Below are 9,844 nucleotides of genomic sequence, written 5' to 3' on the forward strand. Positions count from 1 at the left end.
AGCTTTGCCGAGCCCTTCATCGCCAACGAGCCCTCGGCCGCTGCCGCCGAGGCCGATGCCTTCCTCTACAACGGCCTGTGGTCCACGTACACCGAGGGCGTGGAGACCGCGCGCAAGCTGCCCGCCGGCAGCGTGATGGCGATGATCAACGAGCTGCCCCAGCGCCTCACGGCGGCAGGCGGCGAGGCCGCCAAGCTGGCGCTGGCCGGCAAGCTGGGCGACGGCCTCAAGACCAGGGACGAACTGCGCGAGATGATGATCGAGCGCGGCGCCAAGGACTCCGAGGGCAAGACCTTCCGCCAGGTCTCCTACGAGGGCTACCTCGCGCGCCAGAAGCCGCAGCTGCTGGGCGACGCCATCGGCGTGGTGGTGGCCGAGGGCGAGATCGTCGACGGCCCGGCGCCGGCCGGCACCGTGGGCGGCATCTCCACCGCCGAGCTGATCCGCAAGGCGCGCGACGACAAGGCCATCAAGGCCGTGGTGCTGCGCGTCAACTCGCCGGGTGGCTCGGTCTACGGCTCGGAGATGATCCGCCGCGAGCTCGAGCTCACGCGTGCCGCCGGCAAGCCGGTGGTGGTGTCGATGGGCGACGTGGCGGCCTCGGGCGGCTACTGGATCTCGATGGCCTCCGACGAAGTGCTGGCCGACGCCGGCACCATCACCGGCTCGATCGGCGTGTTCGCGCTGCTGCCCACGGCCGACAAGGCGCTCGACAAGCTGGGCGTGCACACCGCCGGCACCACCACCACCTGGCTGGGCGGCGTGGGCGACCCGCGCCTGCCGCCCAACCCGCGCTTCAACGAGCTGCTGCAGATCGCCATCAACCAGATCTACAGCGAATTCACCGGCAAGGCCGCGCAGGCGCGCAAGACCACGCCCGACAAGATCGACGCGGTGGCCCAGGGCCGTGTGTGGACGGGTGCGCAGGCCAAGGAGCGCGGGCTCGTCGACACGCTGGGCGGCTACCGCGACGCGCTCAAGGCGGCGGCCACGCGCGCCAAGTTGCCCGAGGATGCGCGCGTGGTCTTCATCCAGCCCGAGCCCGGCCGCGCCGAGCGCCTGCTCGAGCTGCTGGGCGGGGCGGCGGTGCAGCAGCTGCTGGCAAAGGTCGACCTGCAGATCGCCCCGCTGGGCGCGCCCGGCCGCGTGCTGCAGGAGGCACGGCAGGAACTGGGCTGGCTGGCGGAGATGGGTGAAGGGCGCAAGCCCTTCACCGCCATCACGCACTGCCTGTGCAAGGAACCCTGACCGTTCAGGCGGGCTGGGTCAGCACCGCGACGTGCCCTTCCTTGGGGTCGATGCGGCCGGAGACCAGCGCGTCGATCAGGTTCTGCGCGTCGCCGAAGCCGCTGTGTTCGCGCACCAGCATCCATGGCTTGGCACTGTCGCTCACGCGGCGGATGAAGGCGAGCTGCGCTTCGTTGAAGCGGCGCGTCACCTCGGCCGCGCCCCAGTCGGCGTTGCGCTTCTTGATCTGGTACGGCGCGAAGTAGGGCTGCGGCTTGGGGCCGGGCAGCGCCTGCGTGTCCTTGCTCAGGTGGTCGTGCGTTTGCGCCGAGCCGGCATAGCAATCGTGCACCAGTGACGCGCCGAAGTGCTGGTGGATGCGAGCGCGCAAGGTGGTGTCACCGGAGAAGTCGACGTACAGCGTGGGCACGGCGGGGTCGAGTGACTCGACGGCGTCGTACTTCACGCTGCGCTGGTAGCAGCCCAGGCCGTCGACGAAGCCCTGGTTGCCGGCCGAGGTGATGCCGACCAGCTCGACGCTCTTGTCACCCTGCAGGCAGAACGCCGTGCCGTAGGCCGTCTTGCTGGAGGCGCTCGACACCACCACCTGCTTGGCGCCGAAGTAGGCGTTGTCTTGCAGGAAGTCGGCCAGCATGAACGAGGTGATGAAGAGCGGGCGCAGCAGCATCTGGAAGTTCTCGTCGGCCGCGCGGTAGGCCGCGTCGGTGCTGGTGCGCTGGTACTGGTTGTAGGCCGAGGTCAGCTCCAGACGGTGCGGCGTGCCGTCGTAGAAGCCGCGCTCGCCCACGCGCACCGGCTGCATGATCACGTGGCTGGCGATGGGCCAGAAGCCGTAGTAGCGCTCGCCTTCGTTCACGCCATCGACCGTCGACCGCGCCACGGTGGCAAAGCCCCAGGCGGGCATGTGGCCCCAGCCTTCTTCGCCGGTGGGGTAGAAGCTCCAGTAGCGCAGGTGCGGCACCTCGCCGAAGGCGGCGTAGGTGATGTTGTTCGACGTGACCGCCAGGCGCTCGATGCGCAGCAGCGCCTCGCCCTCCTTCAGCGGCGGCAGGGTCGAGGTGACGAGGCGGGTGCGGTTGAGCGCGGTCTTGTCGGTTTGCAAGCGGATCAGCACGGTCATGGCGGGTCTCCTTCGTGTGGTGTGATCGGGGTGCAAAAACTGTAGGGCGATCGAGCGCCCCGCGGGTTCGGATACGCACACCATGACCACCTCACGCCCCACGCCCCCGGCCAAGCCCTTGAAGCGGCCCACGCAGGCCCGCGCCAAGGTCACGGTGCAGGCCATCTTCGACGCCTTTGTTCGGATTTGGCAGCGCGACGGCTGGGCCCGCCTGACCACCCGCGCCGTGGCGCTCGAAGCCGGCATCGCGGTGGGCACGCTGTACGACTACTTCCCCAGCAAGGCCGCGCTGCAGTCGGGCTATGTGCGGCACTGCATCGAGACACTGATCCAGACGGTGGACGAGCAGGCCGCCCGGCCCGAAGGGCTCAGCTGGCAGGAGCGCATCCACCGCCTGGTGCACCTGGCCTGCGGCGTGCACGACCCGCAGCCGGCGTGGTTCCACCCCGACATGCTGCTGCTCGAACCGCAGGTGGCCGAGCCCAAGCACCAGCGCCGCGCCAACGAGGAGCTGGGGGCCATGTGGCAGCGCGTGTTCGACGCCTGCACCGACCTGCCGCGGCGCCCCTCACCCGACACCGTGCGCTCGCTGCACCTGGCCGTGTGGGGCGGGCGCCGCTACGCGATGCTGGTGCAGCTCGATGCGGCGCAAATGCGCCAGTGGGCCGGCGAGATGGAGCGCCTCGTCGCTTTGGCCGTGACCTCAGCCGGACTGGACGCCCAGCCCCCAGGCCAACAGTGAGAAGCTGACGAAGGCCAGCACCGTGCTGGCCATGATGATGCGTGCCACGCGGCCGTTGTCCGCACCGTAGCGCTCGGCCAGCAGCGAGACGTTGCTCGCGCTCGGCAGCGCCGCCGCGAGCATCAGCACGCTCAGGCCAAACTCGGGCACCGGCACGCCGGCGGCGCGCAGCAGCAAGCCCAAGCTCAGCACCGCCAGCGGGTGGACGATGAGCTTGATCAGCGCCACCGGCAGGTACTGCGGCACCGGCGTGCGCGTGTGCACATGCTGGCCGGCGCGCCACAGCACCGAGCCGATGGTGAAGAGCGCGACCGGCGTGGCCGCGTCGCCCAGCATCTTGATGATCTGCGCCACCGGGCCGGGCAGCTGCAAGCCGCTCGCGGCGAGCCCCGCGCCCAGGCCGATGGCCCAGGGCAGCGGGTTGCTGAGCGCCCCGCGCAGCGAACGCCACAGCGCACCGTGCGAGGCTTCCGAGGCCTGCGCGAGCGCAATGCACAGCGAGCTGGTGAGGAAGAGGTCGACCAGGATGGTCCCGATCACCGGCCCGGCCGCCCGCTCGCCGAGCAGAGCCACCAGCAGCGGCACGCCCATGAAGCCGGTGTTGGGGAAGGCCGCGACCAGCGCACCGAACGCGGCGTCCTTCATGTCGACACCCTTCGCGCCTTCACCGCGGCGCAGCGTGACGGCCACGGTGAAGAAGACGATCACCAGCGCCGCCAGGGCGTAGACGCCGATCAGCGACGGGTTGATGAGCTGCGCGAAGGGCATGCTGGCGCCGAAGCGGAACAGCATGCAGGGCAGCGCGAAGAACAGCACGAAGGCGTTGAGCCCCGGGATCGCGGCCTCGGGCAGCACACGGCGCTGGGCGGCCAGGTAGCCGCACAGCACGAGTGCAAAGAAGGGGATGGTGACCGAGAGAATCGCCTGCATGGCCGGCGAGTATCGCCGCCTCTTCGCGGCGCGCAGCGTCCGGCGCCGGGCCGCCCCAAGCCGGACGGCGCCCCTTGGGGGCAGGAGCGCAGCGACTGGGGGGCCCTAGATCATCTGGCCGCCGGAAACCTCGATGCGCTGCGCGTTCACCCAGCGGCTGCCCGGCGACAGCAGGGCCGCCACCGCGCCGCCAATGTCGTCGGGCAGACCGACGCGGCCGAGCGCCGTCTGCGCAGCGATCGCCGCATTGAACTGCGCGTTGTCGCGCACCAGGCCGCCGCCGAAGTCGGTCTCGATGGCACCGGGGGCGAGGGTGTTGACGGCGATGCCGCGCGCGCCGAGCTCCTTGGCCAGGAAGCGCGTGAGCACCTCCACGCCGCCCTTCATCGCGGAGTAGGCGGCGTAGCCCGGCAAGGCGAAACGCGTGAGGCCCGACGACACGTTGACGATGCGCCCGCCATCGGCGAGCAGCGGCAGCAGCGCCTGCGTGAGGAAGAACGGGCCCTTGAGGTGCACGTTCATCAGCTCGTCGAACTGCGCCTCGGTGGTGTCGGCAAAGCTCGCCGTGTGGCCCATGCCGGCGTTGTTGACGAGAAAGTCGAAGTGCTCGCGCTGCCAGCGCTGCGCGAGCAGGCGGCGCAGCTGGGCGGCGAAGTCGCCGAAGCTGCGGCTGTCGCCCACGTCGAGCGCCAGCGCGGCGGCGCGGCGGCCCCCTTGCGTGATCTGCGCCACCACGGCGTCGGCCTCGGCGGCGTTGCGGCGGTAGGTGAGGATCACGTCGTGGCCCTGCTCGGCCAGCTTCAATGCGGCGCTCTTGCCCAGGCCGCGGCTGCCGCCGGTGATGAGTGCGATGGAGGGGGTGGTGCTCATGTGTGCCTCTGGAGGTCGGGTTGCGGTGAGGGCACTTTATTGGTCCAATCTTTTGCGATAAATACTCGCAGAAAGATTGGTTTGTTCAGCATATGAAAACAATCGAAGGCCTGCAGATCTTTGTGCGGGTGGCCGAACTGAGCAGCTTCACGCAGGCCGCCGAACAACTGGGCCTGCCCAAGGCCCGCGTCTCCACCGTGGTGCAGCAGCTCGAAGGCGGGCTCGGCACGCGCCTGCTCCACCGCACCACGCGCAAGGTGCAGCTCACGCAGGACGGGCAGGCCTTCTACGAGCGCGCCAAGGACCTGCTGGCCGACGTGGACGAGTTGCAGGGCATGTTCCAGCAAGGCGTGCAGTCGCTGCGCGGGCGGCTGCGGGTGGACATGCCCACGCTCATCGCACGCGACCAGATCGTTCCGCGCCTGCCCGACTTCCTGGCGGCCCACCCGCAGCTCGCCATCGAGCTCAGCAGCACCGACCGCCGGGTCGACGTGGTGCGCGAGGGCTTCGATTGCGTGCTGCGCGTGGGCACCCTGGTCGACTCGGGTCTGGTGGGCCGGCCACTGGGGCGGCTGCGGCAGATCAACTGCGCGAGCCCCGCCTACCTCGCGCGCCACGGCACGCCGAAGACGCTCGACGACCTGGCTCGCCACCGCCTCATCCACTACCTTCCCACGCTGGGCGCGAAACCCACCGGTTGGGAGTACCAGCACGAAGGCCGCACGCGCAGCGTCGCCATGGCCGGCGCGCTCACCGTCAACGGCACCGAGGCCTACCAGTCGGCCTGCCTCGCGGGGCTGGGCTTGATCCAGGCCCCTGCGGCCGGGTTGGTGGGCTTGATCGAGCGCGGGCTGCTGGTGGAGGTGATGCCCCGGTACCGGGCACCCTCGATGCCGGTGTCGTTTGTCTACGCCAACCGGCGCAACCTGCCCCAGCGGGTGCAGGTGTTCATGGCCTGGGCGGCCGAGGTGCTTGCGCCTTACGTCGACCCGGCGGCTTAGGGCTTGTTGAAACCGAAGGAGCCGTTTGGCCCGCGCTGCGGCACGGGCCCCAAACGCCCCCCGCGGGTGGCGGGGGGTTGAACACACTGGGGCCGGCTGAGGTGATTGCCGGCAAGCGCGCGAGTATCCGTGCCCTTTCTCACCCCCGAGAAAGAGAGGGCTTTCTACTCGGACATCTGTTGCCGACCCTCCACATCAGCGTGAACTAGTACCGCAGGCTGTCGCTAACTTGACTGCGCGCCGGGCGCGCCCACTTCCACGCTGAAACGCGCCGCGACGTTCACCGCCGAGCCCGCATCGCGCGGGTTGGCCACGGCGTAGAGACTGGCATCGAGCCGCTTGGGGCCGAGCGTGAAACCGACGTAGCCGCGCTGGTCGCTGTGCGCATAGCGCACATGCGGGTTGAGCTGGTGGGCGGTCGCAGTGCGCGACTGCGCCATGCCGTTGCTGGAGATCGAGGTGCCGCAGAACTCGGTCGCGATGACGGGCGCCTTGGGGTCGTCGAAGTCGGCCTTCAGGTCGGCCACGTAGTGCGCGTGCACGTCGCCGCCCAGCACCACCACGCCGGGCAGCTTGCGTTCGGCCACAGGGGCCAGCAGGCGCTGGCGTGCCGCGGGGTAGCCGTCCCAGCCATCGGTCCAGTAGCTGCCACCGGTGGTGGCAACGTCGGTCCAGCTCAGGCGGGCCATCAGGGTCTGCTGCGCGAGCAGGTTCCACGGCCGCTCGGTGTCCCAGCCTTGTGCCAGCCAGCGCTCCTGCTCGGCGCCGAGCAGCGTGCGCTTGGGGTCGGCGAGTTCGGGGCAGTCTTTCAGCAGCACGGTGTTCGAGCCGTTGCGGCCAGGCTTGGGGCAGGCCTGCACGTCGCGGTACTGGCGGTCGTCGAGCGCGTGGATGCGCGCGAGCGTGCCCCAGTCGTAGCGGTCGTACAGGCGCATCTCGGTGCCAAACCCGTGAAGCGGCCGCATCGCCTTCGGGAAGGGCATGTGCTCCCAGTAGGCCTGCGTGGCGGCGGCGCGGCGCTGGGCAAAGAAGGGGTCGGGCGTCTGTGGCGTGCCGGCGGCGTAGTCGTTCTCGATCTCGTGGTCGTCCCACACGGTGATCCACGGCGCCGCGGCGTGCGCAGCCTGCAGGGCCGGGTCGCTCTTGTACTGCGCGTAGCGGGCGCGGTAGTCGGCGAGCGTGCGCGTGGCGGGGCCGTCGTGCAGGCGCAGCGCGATCGGCGGCGAGGCGTATTCGTAGATGTAGTCGCCGAGGAAGAGCACGAGATCGAACTCCTGCGCGGCGGCGTGGCGCCAGGCGGCGTAGTGGCCGTGGTCCCAGCGCTGGCAGCTCGCGATGGCGAAGCGCAGCGTGCCCGCCAGCGCATCGGCCGCCGGCGCGGTGCGCGTGCGGCCGACGGCGCTGCGCTGGCCGAGCGCACTGAAGCGGTACCAGTACCAGCGCCCTGGCTCCAGGCCCGTGGGCTCGGCGTGCACGCTGTGCGCCCAGGCGGCCTCGGCCACCTCGGTGCCGCGGGCGGCGATCTGCGTGAAGGCTTCGTCGTGCGCCAGCTCCCAACGCACGTCGACGCGTTCGGGCAAGGCCTCGCCGCCGAGCCGCGTCCACAGCACCAGGCGGTCAGCACGCGGGTGGCCCGAAGCGATGCCGAGCGCGAAGCGTGGGGTGTCGGCGGCCAGTGCGTGGCGCACGAAGGCGGGCGCGAACGTGGCCGCCACGGACGCATGAAGGATCTGACGGCGGGTGATCAAGGCGCTCATGGCGCCGGGTGTAGCACAGCCGCGTGACGCCCTTTCGGCAGGCCCTCAGCGCGCCGAACTCACCACCGCCTGCGCGCACGCCGGCACGCTGGGGCCGGCCACCACGAAGGGCACGCCGCGCCACGGGCTGTTGGCCGCGCAGGGCGCGTCGGCCTTGCAGCTGCAGGCCTTGCTCTTGAGCAGCTGGTCGAGCGCGGCCGTCTCGCGCGGCGGCAGCTTGGGCAGCTTGGCGCCGAAGATCAGCTGCATGGCCTCGTCGGGCGTGGCCGCCTCGCGCGCCGGCAGGCGGCCGAGCACGGTGGGCGTGGCCTGCGCTTCGGCCCAGGCCACGGCCGGCTTGGCGCCGGCCCGCAGGCGCGTCACGTAGGCCAGCGCGATCTGCATCGCCGCATAGCCGCGCGCTGCCGAGGTGGTGAAGGGCTTCTGGAAGGCGGCCGAGTAGGTCGGCGCCACCTCGTCCCAGCGCGCCTTGTCGATGGGCAGCGTGGGGCACAGCGCGGCGTCGTACTTCTCGGAGACGCGCGGCTCCATGTCGATCCAGCACACGCTGTTGGCCGTCACACGCAGGCCCACCTCCGCACGCAGCCGTGCGGCGATGCTGTCGGCCACGCCGCTGCCGATGCGGCCGAACTGCGCCGCCGCGTCGGCCGAGGCATAGCGTTCGGCATTGCTGGAGACGTAGGCCACGCCGGCGCCCTTGAGCAGGGCCGGCACCGTGCCGACCACGCACCAGCCACCGAGCACGATGTCGACCTTGCCGTCGATGAAGGCCTGCGCCGCGGCCTGCGCACGCTTGGGGTCGCAGGCATCGTCCTTCACCTCCAGCTTGGGCACCGGGTAGCCCGGCCAGATCTTGAGCGCGAGCAGCATGCCGTTGCGGATCTCCTGCCCCTGCGCGGCACTGGGCCAGCTCTCGGGAACGATGGCGCCGATGCGGAACTCGGTGCTGTTGCCGATGTTGCTCTTGGCTGGCGGCGCGGCTTGTGCAGCCGCTGCGGCGAAGAGAGTGACCAGGGCGGAGAGAACCACTGCACGGTAGGGCATGGGTGTCCTTGGTGAGGCCTGATGGGCCTTGTCGCGATGCGGATGGTATTCACGCGGCATGCCAAGGACGATGCCGGTTGGCCCCGTGGTTCGCCAAACTTCGCACGCTCGCGGCCGATTCCTGGGCCCGAGCGGCGGAACCGCACTGGCTATGATGAGTCTGTCCGCCCCCTCTTTCGCTACACCCTTCCCCGCCTTGTCTGCCCTCCCCGCCACGCTGAATTCGGCCCAGCTCGCCGCTGTGCACCACCTCGATGGCCCCTGCCTGGTGCTCGCCGGCGCCGGCTCGGGCAAGACGCGCGTGATCACGCACAAGATCGCGCGCCTGCTGGAGGCCGGCTACGCGCCGGGGCAGATCGCCGCCATCACCTTCACCAACAAGGCCGCGCAGGAAATGCGCGAGCGCGCCAAGGCGCTGATCGGCCCGCGCGCGGCCAAGAACCTGGTGGTGAGCACCTTCCACTCGCTGGGCGTGCGCATCCTGCGCAGCGAGGGCGAGAGGCTCGGGCTCAAGCAGCAGTTCAGCATCCTCGACAGCGACGACGTGCTGGGCGTGCTGAAGGAGGCCGGCTCCACCAGCGACAACAACCTCGCGCGACGCTGGCAGTGGGCCATCAGCCTGTGGAAGAACCAGGGCCTGAGCGCCGACCGCATCGAGCCGCAGAACGACGACGAGCGCGTGGCCCAGCAAGTGATGAAGCGCTACGAGGAGCGCCTGGCCGCCTACCAGGCGGTCGACTTCGACGACCTCATCGGCCTGCCGCACAAGCTGCTGCAGCGCGACGCCGAGGTGCGCGCCAAATGGCAAGACACGCTGCGCTACCTGCTGGTCGACGAGTACCAGGACACCAACGCCATCCAGTACGAGATGCTCAAGCTGCTGGCCGGCGAGCGCGCCATGTTCACCGCCGTGGGCGACGACGACCAGTCCATCTACGGCTGGCGCGGCGCCACCATCGACAACCTGCGCCGCCTGCCGGCCGAGTACCCCACGCTGAAGGTGATCCCGCTGGAGCAGAACTACCGCTCCACCGGCCACATCCTGCGCGCGGCCAATGCGGTGATCGGCAACAACCCCAAGCTGTTCGAGAAGAAGCTGTGGAGCGACCTGGGCGACGGCGAGCCGGTGCAG

The 9,844-nt window shown here is 70.3% G+C and carries 9 protein-coding genes; 4 read left to right on the plus strand and 5 right to left on the minus strand.

What is annotated here, in order from left to right:
* The coding region (sppA, locus tag VFL64_RS19165; RefSeq protein ID WP_489541981.1) for a signal peptide peptidase SppA at window positions 1–1,248 on the plus strand (1,248 nt) is incomplete at its 5' end.
* 4 nt (window positions 1,249–1,252) lie between these two features.
* Here sppA and VFL64_RS19170 read toward each other — a convergent pair.
* Window positions 1,253–2,368: a DUF2855 family protein gene (locus VFL64_RS19170; protein WP_489541982.1), complete on the minus strand. Its 1,116-nt coding sequence runs from the start codon at window positions 2,366–2,368 to the stop codon at window positions 1,253–1,255.
* Between the two features lie 82 nt (window positions 2,369–2,450).
* On the opposite strand from VFL64_RS19170, the gene VFL64_RS19175 reads away from it, so the two are divergent.
* The gene (locus tag VFL64_RS19175; RefSeq protein ID WP_489541983.1) at window positions 2,451–3,110 is read left to right on the plus strand and encodes a TetR/AcrR family transcriptional regulator; all 660 of its coding nucleotides are present in this window, start codon (window positions 2,451–2,453) and stop codon (window positions 3,108–3,110) included.
* Here VFL64_RS19175 and VFL64_RS19180 read toward each other — a convergent pair.
* Both VFL64_RS19180 and VFL64_RS19185 read right to left on the minus strand, forming a co-directional pair.
* A complete protein-coding gene (locus tag VFL64_RS19180) occupies window positions 3,072–4,040 on the minus strand; it encodes an AEC family transporter (protein WP_489541984.1) in 969 nt (322 codons plus the stop codon). The genes VFL64_RS19175 and VFL64_RS19180 overlap by 39 nt on opposite strands.
* A gap of 105 nt (window positions 4,041–4,145) precedes the next feature.
* Window positions 4,146–4,910 (minus strand): SDR family NAD(P)-dependent oxidoreductase, encoded by a 765-nt coding sequence (locus tag VFL64_RS19185; protein ID WP_489541985.1) that lies wholly within the window; start codon window positions 4,908–4,910, stop codon window positions 4,146–4,148.
* Between the two features lie 92 nt (window positions 4,911–5,002).
* Between VFL64_RS19185 and VFL64_RS19190 the strand changes: the two genes are divergently transcribed.
* A complete protein-coding gene (locus VFL64_RS19190) occupies window positions 5,003–5,911 on the plus strand; it encodes a LysR substrate-binding domain-containing protein (RefSeq protein ID WP_489541986.1) in 909 nt (302 codons plus the stop codon).
* Window positions 5,912–6,135: 224 nt separating this feature from the next.
* Here VFL64_RS19190 and VFL64_RS19195 read toward each other — a convergent pair whose 3' ends face one another.
* Both VFL64_RS19195 and VFL64_RS19200 read right to left on the minus strand, forming a co-directional pair.
* Window positions 6,136–7,668: an alkaline phosphatase D family protein gene (locus tag VFL64_RS19195; protein WP_489541987.1), complete on the minus strand. Its 1,533-nt coding sequence runs from the start codon at window positions 7,666–7,668 to the stop codon at window positions 6,136–6,138.
* A gap of 45 nt (window positions 7,669–7,713) precedes the next feature.
* Complete coding sequence (locus VFL64_RS19200) at window positions 7,714–8,712, minus strand: hypothetical protein (RefSeq protein ID WP_489541988.1); 999 nt, start codon at window positions 8,710–8,712, stop codon at window positions 7,714–7,716.
* Between the two features lie 154 nt (window positions 8,713–8,866).
* Here VFL64_RS19200 and VFL64_RS19205 point away from each other — a divergent pair.
* Window positions 8,867–9,844: ATP-dependent helicase (locus tag VFL64_RS19205; protein ID WP_489541989.1), on the plus strand; the 978-nt coding region annotated here is incomplete at its 3' end.

Source organism: Rhizobacter sp. (assembly GCF_035702065.1).
GTDB lineage: Bacteria > Pseudomonadota > Gammaproteobacteria > Burkholderiales > Burkholderiaceae_C > Rhizobacter.

Bases quoted from the DNA above. Each gene is read 5' to 3' on its own strand.
- VFL64_RS19170 (WP_489541982.1), bottom strand. From the start codon at position 2,368: ATGACCGTGCTGATCCGCTTGCAAACCGACAAGACCGCGCTCAACCGC.
- VFL64_RS19200 (WP_489541988.1), bottom strand. From the start codon at position 8,712: ATGCCCTACCGTGCAGTGGTTCTCTCCGCCCTGGTCACTCTCTTCGCC.
- VFL64_RS19185 (WP_489541985.1), bottom strand. From the start codon at position 4,910: ATGAGCACCACCCCCTCCATCGCACTCATCACCGGCGGCAGCCGCGGC.
- VFL64_RS19180 (WP_489541984.1), bottom strand. From the start codon at position 4,040: ATGCAGGCGATTCTCTCGGTCACCATCCCCTTCTTTGCACTCGTGCTG.
- VFL64_RS19195 (WP_489541987.1), bottom strand. From the start codon at position 7,668: ATGAGCGCCTTGATCACCCGCCGTCAGATCCTTCATGCGTCCGTGGCG.
- VFL64_RS19175 (WP_489541983.1), top strand. From the start codon at position 2,451: ATGACCACCTCACGCCCCACGCCCCCGGCCAAGCCCTTGAAGCGGCCC.
- VFL64_RS19190 (WP_489541986.1), top strand. From the start codon at position 5,003: ATGAAAACAATCGAAGGCCTGCAGATCTTTGTGCGGGTGGCCGAACTG.